Here is a 22,061-nt window from a genome sequence, read left to right as displayed (position 1 = left end):
CGATTCAAAATCAACGATAAATGATTCCGCGGGATGTAAATCACAGCTTTTTGGTCGTTTACAGCTTGAATGTTTCGAGCTATCGAATTTCGGCCATCTCGCTCTATTTCTTTGACTTACTTAAGGGTATGTCAGGAATTTACTCATCCATATCAGAAAGAAAAATGCAAATGTCTAACCCCTCAGAAAGAGCGCTTGGCGGAGCTAAGCCTATTGAATTGCTTGTAGATCGTCTGCAAAACACGATTGAAGAGCAAAAGCGCGAAATAGCAATTTTGAAGGCGAAATTGAGATTGGCCACAAAGGCTGCCATTATTAGTGTTGAATCATTAGAGCAGGCATCCGCTGCTTAGTGTAGAGTTGACGCTAACTTCAGTTCGTAGCGCTTTGGTTTTTTTGCAATTTGTCGGAATTCTCATCGCTTTTGCCGAAATTGGGCTCACGGTTGAAGACAAATTTCGTTCATTTCAGCATGCCCGATTCACTAAGTTCGTCTACTGCACAACGCCAAAGAACTGCCTCCACCCAGCTGGTTTCCGAATCAGATGTAAAGTTGCAATCGTATCCCGATGCGCGTGTCCTCATCGTAGAGGATAATGCCTTGAGCAGAATGACGCTCGCACGCGAACTCGAAAAGTGGGGCATCATGCCAGAATTCGCGGTAGACGGAAAGCACGCTTTATACCGTTTGGAAAACGAAGATTGGGACGTTGTGTTTATGGACGTCGCTATGCCTAGGATGGATGGTCTCGACGTGTGCCGAACGTTCTTCGAAAGCCATCCATCAAGTGACCTTCCTATAGTGGCCATAACCGCCACATCTTCTTCTGAGCTTAAAGAAAAGGCCATCGAATGTGGAATGAAAGGCGTAATTGCCAAAGCTCACTTGGCTCAAGCAACCAACTTGGTGCTTTCTAAATTTCTAGGCTGACAACCAGTCCTCTCGAGATAGGATATACTGCCTATCCACACATTTCAACGCCGTATTTTCAGCTTCCTTCACAAACCGCATGTGCCGATCTAAGACTTTGGTGGATGCAGGATTCTCAACATCAGCCTCCGCGTAAATTGCCACGATATGGGGAAAAGAAAAACCCCATTCCAACAGTACCGGAAGGAGTTCCTTCGCATACCCATTGCCCCAATGACGCTCCAAATATCGGTAGCCAATTTCCCAAACGCCATCCTTAAAAGGGACTAACGCAATGGTGCCCAGAAAGGCATCATCGTTCTTTCGAATCACAGCCCAAATAAGCTTATCCGGATTGTCAATAGCGTAGTTCTCGATAATATGGGCTAGGTCTTTTTCTGCTTCTTCCCTCGACGCCGTAGGGTAGCCGGTATACTTAACTACGTTTGGATTGGCTTCTAATTCAGCGAAGCCTTCTATGTCGGTAGTTTCAAGCGGACGAACATAGGTCCGCGCCGTTTCATACCGTTTCATTTCTTCTTTTTGCTTGATTTCGCGTGTGGATTGAATTCCAAACACCACTTGATCCACTTCATAAGGTCGGCATCTGTGTCCAACCCTTCAGAGTCGACAAATACATAGCCCTTCATGGGGCGACCGGTAAATTCCATGGGACGAGCGCCTGTTTGCTCAAGAGCTTCAGCTTGTCTGTCGGGACCAACACGCGCCATGAGGTCGTCCCTGACTATGCCACAGCACATTTTGTCGTCTACCATAAAGGCGAGGCCGCCAAACATGTGCTTGGTTGCATAGTTGGTACCCGTTTCCTTGAGCGCGCGCTCAATTCGATCTGAAAGGAAAGTATCGTAGGCCATCGGTTCGTTTTTCTAAAGTTCGAAAATAAACCGCAGCCTACGCTTGTCTTATCGGCGATTCTTGCGACCGCGATGCTGACCTTTCGGTCCGCCGCCACGGTGACCCGCTCCTCGTTGACCACCTTTCGGCTTATTCTGGAAGCTGCGATCAGCCGTTGTCATCTCATCCATTTGATCAACAAAAACCTTCTTGCCGAAGTACGACCAGCGCTTGAATGCCTTGAACGCCTCGCTGCTACGGTATTTGTCGAGCTCAATAATGGTGTGGTCTTCATGAATACGAATCTTACCGATTTCAATACCCTTGATGGCACGCATACGGTTGATTTCTTTCATCAAAGTACCCTTGTTGATGCGGTCACGCGCACCCAAGCTCAACTTGAAGATAGCAAATTCGCCTGAACCAGAACTTTCGCGATCACTATGACGATCTCTCTTCATAGTCATGTTGATGTTCTGAGCCGACTTGTATTCGTTGATGTATTCCTGAAGCGCCATGCCCGCTACACGGTGAAGCAGCTCAGTCTTATCGAGGTCCTTCAACCCTTCATCGATAATTGGCCAAAGGTGCTCTAACGATTCCTCGTTGCTTTCAGAGTTCATGATTTCATCCACCCAAAACTTAGCACGAGCCGTAAGCACTTCTGATCCTGAAGGCAATTCGATATGCTCGAAGTCTTTGCCAATCAATCGTTCAATTGACTTCAACTTGCGACCATCACGGTGGTGCGCAATGGCGATTGAAACACCCGTTTTACCAGCTCTACCCGTTCTACCCGAACGGTGTACATATACCTCAGGATCGTCAGGAAGCTGATAATGGATTACGTGTGTAACTTCTTTCACGTCGAGACCACGAGCAGCAACGTCCGTAGCTACCAGCACTTGGAGGCTCTTCTCACGGTATCTTCTCATTACCACGTCACGCTGATTCTGATTCAAATCGCCGTGAAGCGCATCAGAGTTATAGCCATCGCGAATGAGTTTGTCGGCAACGTCTTGTGTTTCTGCTTTCGTTCTACAGAATACAATACCGAAAATATCTGGGTGCGCATCTAGAATTCGACGGATGGCCGCATATTTATCGCGGGCATTTACCGTACAAGCTTGATGGGTGATGTTTGCTGATGATGAGTTCTTCGCTGCGGTAGCAATTTCATCCGGCTCGTGCATGTACTGACGAGCAATGCGCGAAATCTCTGGAGAAATAGTAGCGGAGAACAACCAAGTTCTACGATCCTCGCGAGCGGTAGAAAGAATGGCATCCAAGTCATCTTTGAATCCCATATTGAGCATCTCGTCGGCCTCGTCGAGAACAAGAACTTCAAGATTGCTGAGGTCGAGCTTACGGCGTGTCACTAAGTCGAGAACACGACCCGGCGTGCCAACTACAACTTGAGCACCTTTTTGAAGGGCTTTAATTTGAACGCCGATAGAAGCACCACCGTAAACAGCTACGGGCTTTACCGATCTGAGGTCGGCTGAGAATTTCTCAAGGTCACTCGTGATCTGCAGGCAGAGCTCGCGTGTTGGGCAGAGAATCAAAGACTGTACATGGTAAAAATCTTCTTCTACATGTTGAAGAAGTGGAAGACCAAAGGCTGCGGTTTTACCAGTACCTGTCTGGGCAAGACCAATGAGGTCTCTGTCGCCATTCAACAATTTTGGGATGGCCTCTTCTTGAATCGGAGTTGGTGTTTCAAAACCGATTTTATTCAATGCGGATAATAGCTCGGGACGAAGTCCGAGGTCGGAAAAAGTAGTCATAAATGGACCGTTATGTTGCTTGTGCAACGTTTGGCCCAGTTCATTCCCGAATCATCTCTTGCGCGGGCCAGTTTCGCAGAAATGCATTCTTTAAGGCCGCGAAGGTAGTGAAATTCAATACGATAAGATGATTTCGCCTATTCTTTTACTAGAGCGTTCAACAATTGGTCGTTAAACTGCGCTCTGAATTCTTCAGATTGAAGGAGTTCAAGATTGTCGGCGTTTGACATGAATCCAGCACTAATCATGATTGCAGGATAGTTTCGGTTTCTCAGCATGTAGAAATCCCCCTCTTCTAAACGCGTCTCATATATAGTGTCGAGATGTGCTTTGATTATCGCAGCAAGAGATTTAGTGGCTTCATCTGCATCTTCAGAGGTGTACACCCGTGTCCCTTTTGCATCTGAGTTGTTGCTAGCTGCTTGGTGAAGAGAAATTAGAACAACATTGTCATCCTCTATCGCATCGGCAATAGCAGCTCGGTCAGATAGCTGGATGAATTCATCTTCTTCTCGGGTAAGGGTGACCTCAATTCCGCGGGCTTCTGCCGCCTCCTTCAATTCCAATGCCCATTGCAAATTGATATCAGATTCGTAAACCTGCTCAACCGGATGGCCAGGGTCTTTTCCGCCATGGCCCGGATCAATTACAAGGTGGAGTTTCTGGGATTCCGAAAGGGCGAATGCGCTTCCGAACAAAGAAAGGACTGCAAAAACGGCTAGATGCTTCATGATTGAGTCAGTTAGGTGAATATCCTAACGACTCAACCAGAAGGTCTATTGTTGATACTGTTAATTATTATTTAAAAGGATGCCTGAGAGCTGCAATAGTCGAATCTCTGCAACCTTCGCCAAGTACTTCGCATCCAGCAACGCAGCTTGAGAACGGATGAAGTTCAACTGTGCCTCTCGGAAGGTGGTGTTCGTCACCTGACCCAATTGAAAGCTCTCTCTCGTGCGTTGGAAGTTTAATCGCGATGTTTCTACATTCCGTTCTTCCGTGCGCATCACATAGAGGGCGTTTACATATGTATTGTATGCGTTTTCAATGTCGGTCATCAACTGTTGCTCTGTATTCAGCACTTGTCTCCGAGCCGTTTCAGCCTGAAGACGCGCATTGTCGGTCCGGGTTTGTGTAACCTGTCCGTCCCACAAGTTCCAACGCAAGGTCAAACCGGCGTTCCAACCTGTTGCTTGGTTGCTCACCAAGAAACCGGCTTCTGCATCTTGTCTGTTGAATCCATAGCCGCCATTCAAGCTCAAAGTAGGCCAATACCCACTGCTGGCTACGCCAATGGCATACTCACTTGCACGCTGGTTTTTACGTGCTGAAACAAGCGACGCATTTTGTTCTAAAGCACGTTCCTTGAAATCTTGAAGGGGAAGTAAGCTCGCAAATTCAACGGTCGTATCCACTTCAAAATCGGTGGATGGATTCGTCGCCAAAAGCACAGTCAAATTGCGCTTGGCATTTTGAAGCTGTGTATATGCTGTTCTATAGCTTACACTATCGCGGTTTAAGTCAACCTCCGCATTTAGCAGGTCTAGCGTTACACCTGCACCCAATTCTTTGCGAAGCTCTGCACGCTCGTATCTATCTAAGCTAATGGCAATGGCTTCTTCCGCCACCTGCACGTTCTGTGTTTGCCTAGCTACCTCGTAGTACTGCGCAATCACGCTGACCAGTGTGTTCTCTACGGTGAGACGTTGCTGGGCAAATGACGCATCTTCTTGGGTTTGCGCTTGTCGGAACGACTTCCAGTTACGCATTCCATCAAAAATCACGTAACTCATCCCGATGTTCGCATTTGTCGATGCGGTTCGAGCCGCATCCACATTTTGAACTTCACCGGTCACGAATTCGATCTCAGTATCGTTCTGAGTGATGTTTGCTCCGCCCGTAGCGCTGATGGTAGGGTAAAGTCCGCTTACACCCGGCCGAGCGTTGTTGCTGGCAATTGAAGTGTTGTTTCGAGCGATTGCTATACCGTGATTCTCCTGAACGGCACGCGTAATCGCCGAGTCTAACGTCAGCTGGGTTTGCCCAAAGGCCGACGTGGCAGCTAGCGCTAGACTACTGCAAATCAGGATGCTCTTGTTCATTTCTATATGCTTTTACTGCGGGCTCTACCGCTTCTTTTTCTACTCTTTCGTTTGTCCATGCCGTATGCAAGAACCTTCTAAAATCATTCAACAACGACAATGAAACCGGAAGCAATACTAGCGTCAACGCGGTTGCAAAGGCGATTCCATAGGCTACCGAAATGGCCATCGGTACCAAGAACTGAGCTTGGAAGCTCTTGTTAAAAATGAGGGGAGCCAGACCAGCAACCGTGGTGATTGTGGTTAGGAAGATGGCGCGAAAACGCTGACGCCCCGCTTCGTAAACGGCTTCGTCGAAGCGCATACCTTCCTTCATATTTTGATTGAACTTCCCAACAAGTACAAGGCTGTCGTTTACAATCACCCCAATCAAGGCAATGATTCCAAGGAAGGAGAATAGGCTCAACGGCTTATCATGAAGGAAGTGACCCCATGCAACCCCAGTGAAACTGAAGATGATTAGCGGCACTAGTGTTGCCGTTTGCAATACGCTCTTGAACGTAAAAGTGATCACTAGTAACATCAACCCAAAAATGATGGGGAAGACCAACTTTCCACTTTTTTGCGTCTTTGCGGCTTCGCGATTCTGGCCTGTTTCAAAACTCGCGCGTACATCAGGATACTTCGCTAGAATCGGAGGGAGAACAGAATCTTGAATGTTAGCAATGATGGCGGGTGCACTCTCATCAGGATCGGCAAGGTCCGCTTCTACTCGAATCTCACGCTGCCCATCCAAGTGGTTGATAGAAACGGTTCCTCTTTCAATATCAAAATAGGCCAATTCACGAAGTGGATATGCATCTCCAGTAGGCGTGCGGATGAGTAATTCTTCGAGTTGGTAAATCGACTTTCGGTCCTCTTCTTCGAGGCGTACCCACACTTTTACTTCATCCTGACCTCTTTGAAGGCGCTGGGCCTCGAATCCGAAGAAAGCCTGACGCACTTGTCCAAGTACATCTTGAAGCGTGAGCCCCAATAGGCGCGCTTTTGTTTTCATCGTGAGGTGTACCTCGCGCGCTCCCTCTTTGTCATTGTCGATCACGTCTCGAAGAATGGCAATATCGGCCATGTTCGCCTTGAGTTCATTCTTGGCGTTTTCGAGCTGTTCGAGATCGTTCGAGAGAAGTGAAACGGATACCGGTTTTCCAAATGGAGTGGAAGTGCCGAAGCTGAGGTTTTCTGCCTCGTAGATGCTACCTACTGCTTCACGAATGGCATTGGTTATTTCGGCCGAACGAATGGAACGACGTTCAGAATCTAGGAGGATAATGTTGACGTTTCCTTGGTAAGTCGTCGGTCCAACGGTCTTCTGGATATTTACGATGATATCGGAAGTATCGATATTCTGCTCAGTGAGAGCAACGTTGGCTTCCAATGCTTTTTCTTCGATGTAGTCTAGCCACTTCTGCGTGGTTTCTTCACGCGTTCCTGCAGGCATGCTCAAGGTCACCTCGATATTGTCTTGCTCGATGAATGGGAAGAATGTGAGCCCAATGATTCCGCCTCGAATGGCACCTACGGTTATGAGGAGCAATCCTACGAACATCGAAAGGGCAATCAATCGATACTTTAGGAAGAAGCGCAAACTCGGAGAGTAGAGTTTGTCGCGAAGCCACTCCATGATGTTGTCCATAACGCGCTCAAGTCGGCTCTTTTTAGCTTGAGGAGACTTGAGTTTGGTGTGAGCGATGTGCGCGGGAAGGAATAGGAATCCTTCTGCTAGGGAGATCAGCAATGTTGCAATTACAATGAAGGCCAAATCGCCGAAGAAGTCACCTAACCGTCCATCAATAAAGAAGAATGAGCTAAAGGCAATAACGGTGGTAAGGATAGCCGAAAGTACAGCTGGAACCACCTCTAAAGTGCCTTCAACGGCTGAACGGGTGAGGCTTTTGCCGCTTTCATAGTGCTGGTAGATGTTCTCAGAAATTACGATTCCGTCATCTACGAGGATACCCACGACAACAATCATCCCGAAGAGGGAGATTACGTTGATTGTGATTCCGAAGAATTGAGCCAGAATGAACATTCCCAAGAACGAAATGGGGATTCCAAGCGCTACCCAGAAGGCAAGTCGGATGTTTAAGAAGAAGCTCAGGAGGAAAAGGACAAGTAGTACCCCTACAACACCGTTGCTAAGGAGTAAGTCTCTACGTTGCTCCAGCGTTACCGAAAAGTCCCGAACAATTTCTGCTTTCACACTTTCGTGAGAGGCATTGAATTCCTCGATGTACCCGCGAACATATTCAGCCGTGGGAAGTAAGTCCTGGTCGTCGGTAGTTTGTACGAGGACTTCCACAGCTGGACGGCCGTTCATTTCTGTTCGGCTTGGGTTATCTGCAAAGCGATCGCGAATGGAGGCGATGTCTTTGAGGTATACAATGGAGCCGTTGGCGTCTGCTCTAACAACGATGTTTACCAGTTGATCGGCGGTATATGCCTTGCTTTCAGCGCGAATTCGAATCTCCTCATTATCTCCTTTGATGGTACCTCCGGTGATGTCGAGATTGCTCTGAGCGACTGCTGCAGCGGCTTGTTGGAATGTGATTCCGTAGGAACGCAATGCGGCTTCATCAAATGCAATTTCAATTTCCTCATCTGGGAAACCGTTCAAAGTGATTTTCGAAACATCCCCCTCGTTGCGCATATCGCGCTCTACATTCCTTGCAATCTCCTTCAGGGTAAGTAAGTCGATGTTCTCCCCACTGATGGTAAAATTGATACAGAAGTTGAGGTTTTCACGCTTGTAAACCACAATCGGCTCCATATCCGTTGGGAAGGACGGAACACTGTTTACGGCGTTCTTTACATCTTCAAGAACGTTGTCGGTATCGTATCCCTTGAGGACTTCCACCGTGATGCTTGCGCTGTTTTCTGAAGATACAGAGGTATATCGTTCTACTCCCGAAGTTCCCTTTAGGTTATCTTCGATTTTTTGGATGATGCCTTCTTCGATTTCTTGCGGAGAGGCGCCAGGATAAACCGCTTGAATGCTGATTACACGACTTTCGTTAACAGGAAAGAAAGTGGTGTTCATCTGGAAGTACGACACAGCGCCGAACAGCAAAATGCCGAACATGATGGTGTATACGGCCGCTGGGTACTTGATGAAAAACTTTATGGCACTTCTCATGCTTCAGGCTGAGTTACGTTGACTTTCATGCCTTGGAAAGCGCCCGGTGCAACTTGATTTACGAACCAATCCCCTTGATCGAGCCCTCTGATCAGAGCGTCTTGGTCCGTGTATTCAATAATCTCAATCTCCTTTTTTACCAGAGTGCTATCGGTTGGGTTCACGGTCCAAATGTGGTTGTTGTCGATAATGAATCGCCTAGACACTTTCGAAACATCATCGAGTTCAACGCCTTGGAGAGTACCGTTCAAGTACATCCCCTCACGAAGGTTGTTGGCCTTTACGCCGATGTAGGCTTTTACAGTTTGAGAAGTTGCATCAACGCCCTTGTTTATTCTGATGATGGAGCCTTTCCATTCGCCTTCAATATCTGGACTTGTGAGGGTCACCTCGTTTCCTTCATTTAAGAAATCGAGGTAGCGCAATGAAATCGACACCTCCACTTCGAATGAGGTTGGGTCGATGAATACACCCAAGGGCTGACCAGCTCTAACAAGCGTTCCGGGGCGAATGGAAGACTGTGTCACTACGCCGTTGAAAGGTGCTCGAACGTGGTATTTTGACAAACGTTCTTCGGTACTCTTGAGGTTGTGATACGCGGCAAAGACGCCTCTTGATGTGAGGAAGATTTTAGCCTGAGCGTTTTCCACAGTAGGTGGTGCCGGAGTTGCCTTGTCCACTTCAATGTTGGCGAGATATGCTTGCCATTCTTGGAAGATGTCGGCATAATCTAGCTTCAAGTCGGGCAGCACTTGGGTAAGGGTATTGATGTAGTTCGAACGCTGACTCATCAATGCGGCCTTTGCTTCGCTGTCTTCAATTCGAAGGAGTGTCTGACCCTGAGTGAAGCGATTGCCTTCTAGGAAAGCGGGATTTGTCGATTGAAGAACGCCGGTAACTTCGGCGTAGAGCTCAATTCGGTTATACGCTTCGGCTTTGCCATACACTGGAAGCTCAAATGAGGTTTTCCCTGGACTTGCTTCTCCTATAATTACCGATTTCGTGATTTTGGCTCCGCCGCGCTTGGGAGGTTGTGCTTGAGCGCTTAGCTGGGATGAAATAAACATCGCTACGGCAAGCACCGCGATGCTCCCCAGTATGCTCAATACGACTACTCTTTCAATTTTCATGGAGTTGTGTTTGTGTGGTCCTCTAGGTTTTTGAGGATATGTTGAAGTGTGTCAAATAGGGTGTCGACCTGCTCGTGAGACAACCCGTTAAATATGTGTTGGTTCGCTTCGCGCGCCGCAATTACAAATTCTTCCACGTGCTTTTTACCGCTTTCGGTAGCATGTAGAATATTCTCCCTGCGGTTATTTGGGTTGGGTGTGCGGGTTATGAAACCAGAGTCTTCCATGGCGACCGACAGTCGCGAAATGCGATGTCTGTCTAACATTGGCATATACTCAGTGATTTCGCTTTGAGGAATAGTTCCGCCACGCTGCTGAAGTATGCGCAACAAGATCATGGTCTCGAACTGATGAGCCTCTTTAAGTTCGGGTCTGCGCAGCTCCACATTGGCTCTAATTCGCCTGTGAATGCGGCCTAAAACATACCCGAGCTGGTCAACCGTTGCTTTGTGTTTCGCCATATTAGTTGCGAAATTACAACAGTTGCGTTAATGCAACAAATGTTGGAACAAAGAATTGTTTATTCCAACTGAAGTTGTGGATAGCCTTTAAGAGTTAGGATTGTGGCTTGCTGCCGGAATTAGAGTTGCCCTTCGGACGATTTCCACCCTGTCGGTTTTGTGGTCTTCCGCCTTTGTTTCCGCCAGAATTACCGCCTTTGCCTTTGAAGTTGCGCTTGTTGTTCGGACGCTTTTTGAAGTTACGGCGCTGGTTCCTGCCGCCACCAGAGCTTGCTCTATATTCAGGTCCGGGACCAAGCTTTTCTGGAAGGGGGAGCATTTCTACAACGGGACCAACTAGACTTTCTATGCGGCTGTATTTGCGCATATCGTCTGGGTTGACAAACGTGATGGCTTCACCCTTGGTGTTTGCACGCGCTGTTCGGCCTACGCGGTGTACGTAGTCTTCAGGTGCGTTAGGAACGTCGTAGTTTATGACGAGCGAGATATCTTGAATATCAATACCACGGCTCAAAACGTCGGTTGCAACGAGGATTCGAATACGCTTGGAGCGGAACTTCATGAGCACTTCTTCGCGCTCGTTCTGCTCGTAGTCAGACGAAATGCCTGCGGTATCGAAATTTCGTCGTTGAAGTCTGCGAACGACACCGTTTACTTTATTCTTTCTTGAACAGAAGATGATGATTGAATCATAATCTGGTCGGGCGAGAACGATATCCTCTACAAGTGCTTCTTTCTGCTCGTCGTAGCAACAGTATGCGGATTGCTTCACGCCTGATGCCGTTTTGGAGATGGCGATGTTCACCTCTTCGGGTTCGTGAAGGATGTCTTTGGCCATCTTTCTAATCTTTGGCGGCATGGTTGCGCTAAAGAGTAGGTTCTGACGCTTCTTGGGAAGATTCTCAACGATCTTCATAATATCCTCATAGAATCCCATGTCGAGCATACGGTCCGCCTCATCAAGAATGAGGTGACGAACTTCGTTGAACTTGACATAGCCCATTTTTAGGTGAGCGAGAAGCTTTCCAGGTGTAGCAACTATGATGTCGGTACCGTTCGTAAGCGCGCCTTTTTCGCGATCCCAGTCATCGGCTCCACCGCCGCCATACACCGTTTCGGAGTGGGCATCTGTGAAGTATGCCATGCCTGAAATCTGGTTGTTGATTTGCAGTGCAAGCTCTCGTGTAGGAACAATGATGAGTGTAGAAGTTCCTTTCGGACTTTCCTTTTTTATTTGTTGAAGTACGGGAAGGATAAAGGCGGCTGTTTTACCAGTTCCTGTTTGGGCACAACCAATCAAATCTCTGTTTTCGAGAATGATGGGAATTGCCTTTTCTTGAATGGGGGTAGCCTCCTCGAAGCCGGCATAATGAATGGCTTCTAATATCTGTTCGTCGAGACCGAACTCACTGAATTTCATGGTCTCAAAGATGAGGTTTATTTGTTTAGCAATGGAATTATTCCTCTTCTTTCTCGGTCAGCGTGTCCCACATTAAATGGGCTACCTTCCAACGACCTTCGTGCTTAATCAAATGGTAGGCATTCACGCCAGTGGAGAGCGTGTCACCTGTACTTGTGTATGTATGATAGTACTGCCAGACCTGTGCAACTTTACCCGTGTGTAGCACAAAAGTGCTATCCGCAGTTTCGAAGAAGTCCATCCGCTCATAATGCGGGCCTGCACGAGATATCCAATCTTGAACCATTCCCTCATGAACGGTGTAGTTACCGCTGGTATCTGGGAATATCGCCGAGAGATTCCCGTTGGGCATGAATAGCGACAGAAAGGTATCCCAGTCGTATTCGTCGCCAGGGACGCCTGAGACGATTTCGAGCATCAGCTCTGTCACGGCGACTATTTCTCTTTCCTCATCTTGCGAATCGGGTTGTGCAACCATCAAGTTGGATGCCAACAGCAGGGAGAGTGCTGCTAAAAAAAGCGATTTCATTGGTTCTTATTTCGGAGGTAAGCGTCTGCGGGGTTTTCCTTTTCCAAGATCGACATCGTTAGAAAATGTCTAGCGCCTAACAGTGCTTTTTGTGGTTTTGACAATTGGGTGAGGTCCGCTTCAACGAGGGAAGGAAACAGACGCAGAACTGAAAAGGCAAGCTTTTGAAACATCAGGATAGGCCGTTGATCCAAACAAAAATACCTAGGACTGCAATAAGGGCAACGGAAAGTGCGAGTTGCTTTCTGTAGGTTTTCCTAAGCATCTGCAGGCGATGCTTCTGTGAGGTGAAACTCATGAATTCATAGGATGGTGAATACATGAAGTTACAACTTTTTCAAAATAGAAAACCCCGACATTTCTGCCGGGGCTATTCTTGTGTTTTAGTTGGCCAGACTTAGAACTGGATGGTGTCGATATCAGTTACTTGACCAAGAGTAACATTCACACCAGTTTCAGTTTGGTTGGTGTAAGGCGCGGTGGCATCGAAGTATACGTCGAACGTTCCGGCAGACAAACCTTGAATACGGAAGTATCCTGTTGTATCAGGGATGGTTCCCACGGTGTCGTTATTATCAATCACATACGTATATGTTACGGCAGAATCTGGTTGCACGTAACCTTCAATAGCTCCTGAAGTGGCGTCTACGAATGCGCGTACAACCGGCTTCAAGATGTACTTTCCATTTCCTGTGAGCACAATACTCTTGCAAGCATCAAAGTCGAGCGTTACATCGTACGTAACACCATCTATGAGCTCTTCGTTGAATTTGATTTTCCATCCAGATTGCTGCGCGCTTGGTGTCTTCATTTCATAGATTATGGAATCTACCATCACGGTATTATTCGACCCTAGCACCAAGCGAATTTGATTTATTTCTCCAGATGGGATGTCTTCAGTTGCAATGAGTGTATCGATACCATTATTGAGATCGAGAATGTTATATACACCTGGGTTGATTGCTGTGAGTGTTTCGCGCATGCTGTCGTTATAGATAACAACAACTTCTTGAACATCGATATTTACCTCATCATAATCGCATGGTGCGTCGGTGAGGTGAACGTTCATTTTTGACGTACCATTGGAAGTTGGTTCTTCTTCAGAGCAGGACACAAGCGCTGTGCTCAATGCAAAAATTCCGAGAAGCACTTTCTTACCGTAAGTCATAGTATAATAGGATTTTAAATGATTGTGAAAGGGAGTTAATTTGGATAACCCTTCACTTATATATGCGATAAGTCAACGGAGAGTCCGCATTTTTGTTCAAAAAAAAACCGCCCCTTCTTTCGAAGAGGCGGCTATATAAGGGTGAGTTTAACGCTTAGTTATTCCCGCTCATGATAGAGAATGAACCGTCAATCACTTCAGATTGTCCTGTTGGAGCATGGTTCAATTCAATCACGTAGAAGTAGGTTCCATCAGGGAGCTGATTGCCTCCACTGTCCTTACCATCGAATGCGCGGGCATTGTCGTACTGGCTCGTGTTCCACACTTTGCGTCCCCAGCGGTCGAAGATGCTCACTTTGCGTGAAGACCAAGTTCCGATACCTTCAATAGTCCACAAGTCGTTAATGCCATCAGCATTCGGACTGAATACGTTAGGAATGATAACTGGTTGTGCACCTACTGGCGGCACGATTGGTTCTTCTGGAACAGAGTAAATCAACCAGTTTGATTCACTTACATATCCGTTCGGGTTGGCAATTGGCTCAGTAATTACGCGAACAGCATAATCGCCCGGAGTAGGATTTGTTGTAAGTACCACTGTGAATGTTGAATCTCCAGTAGGCAAGTTCGGATCGATGACATCCTGGAAGTCGTATCCATCGGTGTCATTCTTTGGTCCAACCTGAACCTTATACTGTACAGAATTCAAGTCAGGGAACGATGCTCCACCATAGCTGCTCCAAGATAGAGGCATGTTTGCCGGGTCGGAAACATCACCCGTGAGGTGAATAGTATGCTTACCTGGTCTCGGATCGAGTTCTAGACCATTCGCAACGAGCTGTACTCGGTAATAGTAATATTGATTGTCAACTCCGGAAGGGCCAGGGCTTGGGTCAAATACAAATCCTTGTAGTGGATCACCAGTAGTAAGCTGGTTGAATGTTTGTCCACCGTCTACTGAGCGATAGATTCTCACGAAATCAAGGAACGCAGCCGGAATAGTGTTGGTGTCGATGCGATAATCGATACGATTTCGTCTGTCTTGATCAACCGTTACCCCATCCAGATAATACTCAGGGAACAAACAGTCGGACACCTTTAATATGATAGTATCGAATTCGTTCATCGGCTTACCACACTTGTTGAGTAGGGTGTTGCCGTCAGTGCCGTACTTACTGTAGAGGAAGTAATCTCCATTAAAGATAAGTGGCTTGTACAAGTTCAAAGTGATAGAGTCTGTTTCACCGTTCTGGTTACAGTAACTCGTCACACTTTTCACAGGAATAGGCTGACCATTTGGCGCGGTCAAACGGAAGTCAGTTCCATCTGGAGCTACCGAAATACATTCTACCGAAAGTGTAAAGTGGAGTGTAACGGTTGAGTCGTAACACTTGTAGTCTTTGGTTTGTCGACCTTGAGGGTCGAGTGATACACCAGGTGCATTCGGGTCTAATCGCACACCCTGGTTAACGGCAGGTATACAGTTCGCTGCGACGACGACCTGTATTTCCCGGTTGGAACTACCTACCTTCTCCCAGAAGAAATAGGTAGAATCAAATCGATACTCGTCAACACGAAGTGCAATAACGGATACCTGAGTTGGCCCACCTTGGAGGTCGGCAATAAAGCTGATGTTACCCGTTGCAGGGTCCATCGTATATGGTGCGTTTGGATCTGTTCCAAAAGGAGCTTGAGCTGACCAAGGTGCTGTGTAAGGAACGTTTGTTCCAGCAGCAGAACGTGGGTCGATGATTTCGTAACGAATACTATCGCCGTCTGGCTCAGTTGCACGCTGCAGGTAGTTAATGAAACCACCCGTACAGATGTAAGCAATTGGATCAGATACGAAAGACGGTGAAGTGTTGTTACCCAAGCCTTGACGGTTGTTCAATTCTGCTTCGAAGTAGAATGAGAAACCCGCGCTACTCGCGCCACCACCAATGTTTGTGATACCACCTGGACGACAGCACAGTGACCATGATAGTTTGTAATCCGTACAACGCTGGGTCAATGTGAGAGGTGAAGAGGTTGTAGTCTCGTATACGTTTACCTCTGGAAGGAATCCACCTGCATTTGATTGAGCAATACAGTCGAATGCAAAACTGGAAGCTGAATAAACACTAGTTCTGGTAAGGGATACCGACGTGTTAATTCCACAAGTTTGTGAGGATACGTTCACGTTCGTAGTCGCCGGGAGACCTGCTCCAGTAGACTGACGGTAGATTACCAACTTGACATAATACTGGTTGTTACCCAGGTATTCGTACTGAATATCTCCTCCAATTACGTGAGATGCACTAGCAGGCATGCTCATGAGGCCAAACAATACAACGGTTAGAAGTCGTAACAAATATTTCATTGATGGACGCTTTAGCGATAGTCCTCGAAAGTACTAAAAAGCCCGCACTCTGTGTACGGGCTTTTAGCGTAGGCGCGTTTTGTCCACCCTTTGGCGGATAAACGACAACCATCAATTATTTAACGATTTCCTATTAATCTCTCATTAAGGTGATACTACCGTTCTCCTCTACAGCCGTACCGTTAGGTCCGCCTGTTGCATTGAGCACATAGAAGTATGTTCCTTCTGCGAGATCGGAGCCGTTCGATGAGCGACCGTCCCACGCGTTTGAGTTTGTGTAATTCGAGTTTTGGTACACGCGAGTTCCCCATCGGTTGTAGACAACGAGCTCAACGCGATTGTACGCTTCAATACCCTGAATCGTGAACAAAGAGTTGATGTCGTCTTCACCCGGAGTAAACAGGTTCGGAATAATCAAGGCTACATCAGGATCTGGAATGACAGGTGGATCCTGTATCCCAAAGGTTATCCAGTTGGATTCCGAAGTGAAGCTACCATCCGTGGTTTGCACGCGCAGTGCATAGCTACCCTGTGAAAGGGCGCTCGCATTAAAAGTATAACTAGAATCTAAGGTCGGGAGGTTCACATCGGTAACGTCAGACCAGTTATAGGTTTGTCCCGTTTTGATACCCAACTGAACCACGTAGGATGCTCCGGTCCAACCATTGTAGCTTGTCCAATTCATCGGCACCTGATCATTTTGATTCAAGGCTCCACCAAGATGGATGCTGTTGATGCCACGGGTTAGGAATAGATCCTGACCATTCGCAACAAATTGAACTTGATATCGGTAAGATTGTGCATCTACTTCGTTTGGTCCAACCGTGTAGTCTGTGTATCCTGAATCTTGGATACTCGCGGTTCCAACCTGCGACCAAATCGCACCACCATCATCTGAACGGAATACGCGAATAAAGTCGACCAACTGCTCAGGAAGAGTATTGGTGTCTAGACCCCATTGCACGAAGTTGTGCTCGTCATTGGTTACGGTTACGTTCTGTGCATCGTACACAGGATCTAGACAGCCGCTTACCCGAAGTATAATCGTATCGAACTCAGCCATCGGCTTACCACATCGGTTGAGAAGTGTGTTTCCATCTGTACCAACCTTGGTGTACATCATGTAATCACCATTGAAAATGAGTGGCTTGTATAGCGACAGCGTTACCGAATCTGTTTCGGAGTTGCCATCACAATATGGTATTGCTTTCTTGACGGGTATAGGTTGACCATTAGGAGCGGTAATTCTGAAATCGGTTCCATCTGCAGCAACCGAGAAGCACTCAATTGGCAAAGTGAATGTCATGGTCACAGCAGTATCACCACAGTTATAGTCCCTCACTTGCTTGCCGTCCGGGTCCAAGTAGGTGCCAGGCGCATTCGGATCTAATCGCACACCGGCGTTTACGGCTGGCAAACATTGATCTGTAATAATGACCTGTATCTCTCTGTTCGAGCTTCCGATTTTCTCCCATATAAAGAAGGTAGAGTCAAAACGATACTCATTCACACGAACGGTGATAATGGATACCTCGCGTTGGATGCCCGGAGGCAACTTTGCTGTAAACGTGATATTACCGGTTTGAGGATCTAAAGTGTATGGATTCGCTGGGTCAACGGTAAACGGCTGACTAACAGAGAATGGAGGTTTGTATGGAATCGGGCGCACGTTCGTGCTATTGAAATCTGATTCGCGCGGGTTGATCAACTCGTATTGGAGTGAATCACCATCAGATTCTACCGCATTTTGAGTGTAAATGAAAGTTCCTCCTTCGCAGATGTATGCCAATGGATCTGATGTGAAAATCGGTGAGCTATTGTTACCCAATCCCTGGCGGCGGTTCAATTCGGCCTCGAAATAGAAGCCCAGCGTTGCACTGTTATTACCTGTTCCGATATTGGTAATACCAGGAGGTTTACAACACTCATTCCACGAAATCTTGTAATCCGTACAGTTCTGTGTGAGCACAAGAGGATTACTAACGGTGGTTTCGTAGATATTCACCTCAGGTTGGAATCCGGCAGATTGCTGAGAAATACAGCCGAATGTGTTTCCAGCCGCCATGAACTGAGCCGTTCGTGGAAGGTTAATCGTTGTAATGGCTCCACCGCAAGTCGCTGAGCGAACATACACGGTTTGATTCGGTCCGAGTTGGATTCCCGGAAAGTTTCGATACAGAACCAGCTTAATGTAGTATTGGTTGTTTCCTAAGTATTCATATTGAATATCTCCACCAATAATGTGAGAGGCGTTTGCTGTACTCCATCCGGTGAGGACGAAAGCAAAGAGTAGTAGTGATTTGAGTAGTTTCATAGCGATGATTCCAATTAATGAGACTTGAAAGTAGTCTCAACATCAAACCATTACAATAGAGAATGACGCATGGATTTAAACGAATGCGTCAAACCAATTTGCAAGATTGTCACCGCAGACTCATCGTTCAGTACCTTTTACAATTTGTGTGGAGAACAACGAATCGATGAGTAGCCTCGCTTACTCAATCGCCGGAATGAAATACAGATGGAAGTGCCGCTTTAACGCGACTAGAAGAAGAGGGCCAAATAGGTAAAACCGAATCCACAAGCATACCCTACCCACACTTGCATAGGTGTATGTGCTCGAAGGGTTAGGCGAGCTGTTCCTAGCAAACCGCTCAACAATATCAACAGAGCAATCACTTCCAACATCATTACCTGATAGTTGTGAGATAGATAGATTGCCACGGCAGTCAAGCCTCCAATCCCTGCCAAGTGTACACTCAATTTGGTGACTCGAAGTAAGGCGTAGAACAGCAATATTGTTCCAGCTGAGGCCAGTAGTAAACGAATGATTTCCTCGGGGACTTCCTCACCTGAAAGCCGATTTGCCGTAATCAAGAAAAAGGCAATCGAAACCAGAAAAGGATACTTTCTGTCTTTCGGATCCTTCATGTGGAGTGATGAAATGATGCCCAATCTTCTCATCACAACCGAAACAATGGCCGGCATGAAGTATGTCGACAACAGCACAAATGCACTGATGTACCAAATCTGTTGTTCGGTTACGTGTTCGGGTATGGTCGTTAGCACGAGTAGCGATCCCAAAGTGGGAATGATCGCGGGATGCAGTAGGTAACTCAAGAACTGAGCAAGTCGGTTACTCATAGATCAGAGTTCTTTGCGGAGACGAGCCACCGGAATTCCAAGCTGCTCTCGATACTTGGCAACCGTTCTTCGAGCAATAGGGTAGCCTTTTTCCTTAAGAAGTTTTGCCAAGGCTTCATCAGTGAGCGGCTTCTTCTTGTTCTCCTCCTGAATACTGTCCTCCAAAATCTTCTTGATCTCACGTGTCGAAACGTCCTCGCCGTCACTATTCTTCATCGATTCAGAGAAGAATGTCTTAATCAAGAAGGTACCGTATGGAGTCTGCACGTACTTATTGCTGGCGACACGGCTTACTGTCGAAATGTCCATTTCAATTTCGTCGGCAATGTCTTTCAGAATCATCGGGCGAAGCTTTCGCTCATCACCCGTTAGGAAGTATTCTTTTTGATACTCCATGATGGTCGACATGGTGAGCAACAAGGTCTGCTGACGTTGGCGAATGGCATCGATAAACCACTTAGCGGCATCTATTTTTTGCTTCACGAACATCAAGGCGTCTTTCTCACTCTTCGTCGCCTTGCCTTTGCTGTCGCGGTAGTGCTCCAACATTCCTCTGTATTCTCTCGAAATGTTTAACTCGGGAGCATTTTTGCCGTTCAATTTCAATTGTAGTTCTCCGTCTTCTATAGATATGAGGAAATCAGGAGTTACGTTTTCCGTTGGGCGCGAACCATCACTTACCGAGCCACCTGGCTTGGGGTTCAATTTTGAAATGACTTCAAGGGCGTCGCGAAGCTCATCTTCGGTGATGTCCAAACGATCCAGCATCTTGCTGTAATGCTTGCGAACGAACTCATCGAAATAGTCATCCATAAGCGTAATGGCAAGTTGAACTGCCGGAGATGGAGTTTTCTTCGCTAATTGAAGCGCAAGGCATTCTTGAAGGCTTCGCGCACCAACGCCCGGTGGGTCGAGGTCTTGAATAACTTGAAGCAATCGCTCTAGCTGATCGAGGTCGGTATAGATACCTTGGGTGAACGCGAGGTCATCCACAACATCTTGAAGTTCCCTCCTCAAGTAACCGTCGTCATCTATATTGCCAACGAGGTATTCCGCAATTTTTCGGTCTTCGTGAGACAAGCTACGCATGCCCAACTGACTGCGAAGGGTTTGAACGAATGAGGTGCCGCCAGCTAGTGGAATACGGTCATCCTCATCGTCTGCGCTATAGTTATTAGCGTGAAGTCGATACTCGGGAATTTCGTCGTCGGAGAGGTATTGATCTATGTCAAAGTCCTCGTCCTTATCTCGACTTTCTTCTTCGTTTGAAAACTCGTCGGTCTCATATTCATCGCGAGTCTCTTCCTCCTTGCCTTCGTCCAATGCAGGATTGGCCTCAAGTTCTTCCTGAATTCGCTCTTCCAGAGCCTGAGTAGGCAACTGAATGAGTTTCATCAGCTGAATTTGCTGAGGAGATAGCTTTTGCTGGAGTTTCTGTTGTAGCGACTGTTTGAGCATATGCGCCGATTAACAAACAATAGGCCAAAGTGGCTGTGTGTATGTCAAAGGTGCAAAAAAAATGCCTTAGAATTCAGCGCGCCCCGGAGTGCGAGGGAAAGGAATTACGTCGCGAATGTTGCCCATGCCTGTAACGAACTGAACCAGACGCTCGAAGCCTAGACCGAATCCGCTGTGCACACATGTTCCGAACTTGCGAGTATCTAAATACCACCAAAGATCTTCTTCGGCTATACCCATCTTTTCCATTTTCCCTTTGAGCACGTCGTAACGTTCCTCACGTTGGGATCCTCCTACGATTTCGCCAATACCTGGGAAAAGAACATCCATGGCGCGAACTGTTTTTTCGTCCTCGTTCAAGCGCATGTAGAAAGCCTTGATGTTGGCAGGATAATCAAAAAGGATCACTGGGCTTTTGAAGTGCTTTTCTACCAAGAATCGCTCGTGCTCACTTTGTAGATCGGCTCCCCATCCTTCAATTTTGTATTTGAATTTGCCCTTCTTGTTTGGCTTCGAGTTGCGTAGAATTTCGATGGCTTCTGTATAGCTCAAACGCACGAAGTTGTTTTCCACTACAAACTTTAGGCGTTCGATCAAGCCTTGCTCTGAACGCTCCGCCTGAGGCTTGCCTTTCTCTTCATCAGCCAAACGCTTGTCGAGAATCTCAAGATCCTCAACGCAGTTGTCCAAGATGTATTGAATCACGAATTTCAGGAAGTCCTCGGAGAGGTCCATGTTGTCGTCCAAATCTGCAAACGCGACTTCCGGCTCAATCATCCAGAATTCGGCGAGGTGACGAGAGGTGTTGGAGTTTTCGGCACGGAAAGTTGGACCGAAGGTATACACTTTAGAAAGCCCCATAGCGCCTAGTTCTGCTTCAAGCTGACCAGATACGGTGAGGTTGGTTTCTTTTTCGAAGAAGTCTTCTTTGTAATCCACTTTTCCGTCGTCGGTTGTAGGTGGATTGATAGGATCAAGCGTAGTTACACGGAACATTTCACCTGCTCCTTCGGCATCAGAGCCCGTAATAATCGGTGTGTGAAGATTGTAAAATCCACGGTCGTGGAAGTACTTGTGAATGGCGAAGGTTGCGTTGTGACGAATGCGCATAACGGCACTCATAGTAGCGGTACGCATGCGAAGGTGTGCAATCTCACGAAGGAACTCCAGTGAGTGCTTCTTGGGCTGAAGCGGATATTCATCAGCGTCCGAATCGCCTAGTATCTCCAGCTTCTTTACTTGGATTTCGACATTCTGCCCTTGCCCCTGGCTGCTTACCAAATCTCCTTGCACAGAGATGCAAGCACCAGTGTTGATGCGCTTTAGAAGGTCTTCTGGCAACTCTTCAAAATTCACCACGCATTGCAAATTGGCAACGGTACTACCGTCATTTAGGGCGATAAAACGATTCGAACGAAAAGTTCTAACCCATCCTCGTACATGTACTTCTGCTCCCACTGGGAGTTTAGTCAAGCTTTCTTTTACTGTAGCAATCTGCATGTCTGTATAAACCGTGATTAGAGCTGCAAAAGTGCATATTTTTTAGGCTATCGTAAAGTATTGACTTCCATAAACCTATCGCCAATGTTAATTTTTCCGCACACT

General features: G+C 47.0%; 18 protein-coding genes. 2 read left to right on the top strand and 16 right to left on the bottom strand.

Annotated elements, in window-relative coordinates:
* The first annotated feature begins 20 nt into the window (after positions 1 to 20).
* The gene (locus F8C67_RS10470; protein WP_151667795.1) at positions 21 to 353 is read left to right on the top strand and encodes a hypothetical protein; all 333 of its coding nucleotides are present in this window, start codon (positions 21 to 23) and stop codon (positions 351 to 353) included.
* A gap of 119 nt (positions 354 to 472) precedes the next feature.
* On the top strand, positions 473 to 931 hold the full coding sequence (locus tag F8C67_RS10465) for a response regulator (protein WP_151667794.1): 459 nt from the start codon (positions 473 to 475) through the stop codon (positions 929 to 931).
* On the opposite strand, the gene F8C67_RS10460 is transcribed toward F8C67_RS10465, so the two are convergent.
* The 16 genes from F8C67_RS10460 to asnS form a co-directional block, all read right to left on the bottom strand.
* Entirely contained in the window at positions 923 to 1,444 is a 522-nt protein-coding gene (locus F8C67_RS10460) for a GNAT family N-acetyltransferase (RefSeq protein WP_151667793.1), read from the bottom strand. The genes F8C67_RS10465 and F8C67_RS10460 overlap by 9 nt on opposite strands.
* A complete protein-coding gene (locus tag F8C67_RS10455) occupies positions 1,441 to 1,785 on the bottom strand; it encodes a TfoX/Sxy family protein (RefSeq protein WP_151667792.1) in 345 nt (114 codons plus the stop codon). Before F8C67_RS10455 ends, F8C67_RS10460 begins: the two co-directional genes overlap by 4 nt.
* 48 nt (positions 1,786 to 1,833) lie before the next feature.
* Positions 1,834 to 3,552, bottom strand: a complete 1,719-nt coding sequence (locus F8C67_RS10450; RefSeq protein ID WP_151667791.1) for a DEAD/DEAH box helicase — start codon at positions 3,550 to 3,552, stop codon at positions 1,834 to 1,836.
* Positions 3,553 to 3,689: 137 nt separating this feature from the next.
* Positions 3,690 to 4,283: an N-acetylmuramoyl-L-alanine amidase family protein gene (locus F8C67_RS10445; protein ID WP_151667790.1), complete on the bottom strand. Its 594-nt coding sequence runs from the start codon at positions 4,281 to 4,283 to the stop codon at positions 3,690 to 3,692.
* A 60-nt stretch (positions 4,284 to 4,343) separates the two neighbouring features.
* Entirely contained in the window at positions 4,344 to 5,654 is a 1,311-nt protein-coding gene (locus F8C67_RS10440) for a TolC family protein (protein ID WP_151667789.1), read from the bottom strand.
* Positions 5,626 to 8,787: an efflux RND transporter permease subunit gene (locus tag F8C67_RS10435; protein WP_151667788.1), complete on the bottom strand. Its 3,162-nt coding sequence runs from the start codon at positions 8,785 to 8,787 to the stop codon at positions 5,626 to 5,628. Before F8C67_RS10435 ends, F8C67_RS10440 begins: the two co-directional genes overlap by 29 nt.
* Positions 8,784 to 9,917 (bottom strand): efflux RND transporter periplasmic adaptor subunit, encoded by a 1,134-nt coding sequence (locus F8C67_RS10430; RefSeq protein ID WP_151667787.1) that lies wholly within the window; start codon positions 9,915 to 9,917, stop codon positions 8,784 to 8,786. The genes F8C67_RS10435 and F8C67_RS10430 overlap by 4 nt, the downstream gene beginning before the upstream one ends.
* Positions 9,914 to 10,378 (bottom strand): MarR family winged helix-turn-helix transcriptional regulator, encoded by a 465-nt coding sequence (locus F8C67_RS10425; protein WP_151667786.1) that lies wholly within the window; start codon positions 10,376 to 10,378, stop codon positions 9,914 to 9,916. The genes F8C67_RS10430 and F8C67_RS10425 overlap by 4 nt, the downstream gene beginning before the upstream one ends.
* Before the next feature lie 94 nt (positions 10,379 to 10,472).
* Positions 10,473 to 11,798 (bottom strand): DEAD/DEAH box helicase, encoded by a 1,326-nt coding sequence (locus F8C67_RS10420; protein WP_151667785.1) that lies wholly within the window; start codon positions 11,796 to 11,798, stop codon positions 10,473 to 10,475.
* Positions 11,799 to 11,835: 37 nt separating this feature from the next.
* Positions 11,836 to 12,327, bottom strand: a complete 492-nt coding sequence (locus F8C67_RS10415; RefSeq protein WP_151667784.1) for a hypothetical protein — start codon at positions 12,325 to 12,327, stop codon at positions 11,836 to 11,838.
* A 397-nt stretch (positions 12,328 to 12,724) separates the two neighbouring features.
* Positions 12,725 to 13,495 (bottom strand): DUF4382 domain-containing protein, encoded by a 771-nt coding sequence (locus F8C67_RS10410; protein ID WP_151667783.1) that lies wholly within the window; start codon positions 13,493 to 13,495, stop codon positions 12,725 to 12,727.
* 154 nt (positions 13,496 to 13,649) lie between these two features.
* Positions 13,650 to 15,854 carry a gliding motility-associated C-terminal domain-containing protein gene (locus F8C67_RS10405; RefSeq protein ID WP_151667782.1) on the bottom strand — a complete coding sequence of 735 codons (2,205 nt, stop codon included), beginning with the start codon at positions 15,852 to 15,854 and terminating at the stop codon, positions 13,650 to 13,652.
* A 133-nt stretch (positions 15,855 to 15,987) separates the two neighbouring features.
* Entirely contained in the window at positions 15,988 to 18,168 is a 2,181-nt protein-coding gene (locus F8C67_RS10400; protein WP_151667781.1) for a gliding motility-associated C-terminal domain-containing protein, read from the bottom strand.
* 230 nt (positions 18,169 to 18,398) lie between these two features.
* Positions 18,399 to 18,998, bottom strand: coding sequence for a hypothetical protein (locus tag F8C67_RS10395; RefSeq protein ID WP_151667780.1), 600 nt, complete (start codon positions 18,996 to 18,998; stop codon positions 18,399 to 18,401).
* A gap of 3 nt (positions 18,999 to 19,001) precedes the next feature.
* Positions 19,002 to 20,456, bottom strand: coding sequence for an RNA polymerase factor sigma-54 (gene rpoN, locus F8C67_RS10390; protein ID WP_151667779.1), 1,455 nt, complete (start codon positions 20,454 to 20,456; stop codon positions 19,002 to 19,004).
* A 66-nt stretch (positions 20,457 to 20,522) separates the two neighbouring features.
* Complete coding sequence (gene asnS, locus F8C67_RS10385) at positions 20,523 to 21,956, bottom strand: asparagine--tRNA ligase (protein WP_151667778.1); 1,434 nt, start codon at positions 21,954 to 21,956, stop codon at positions 20,523 to 20,525.
* Between the last annotated feature and the right edge of the window lie 105 nt (positions 21,957 to 22,061).

Source organism: Phaeocystidibacter luteus, assembly GCF_008933115.1.
Lineage (GTDB): Bacteria > Bacteroidota > Bacteroidia > Flavobacteriales > Schleiferiaceae > Phaeocystidibacter > Phaeocystidibacter luteus.
This window is presented reverse-complemented; position numbering and strand designations above follow the sequence as displayed.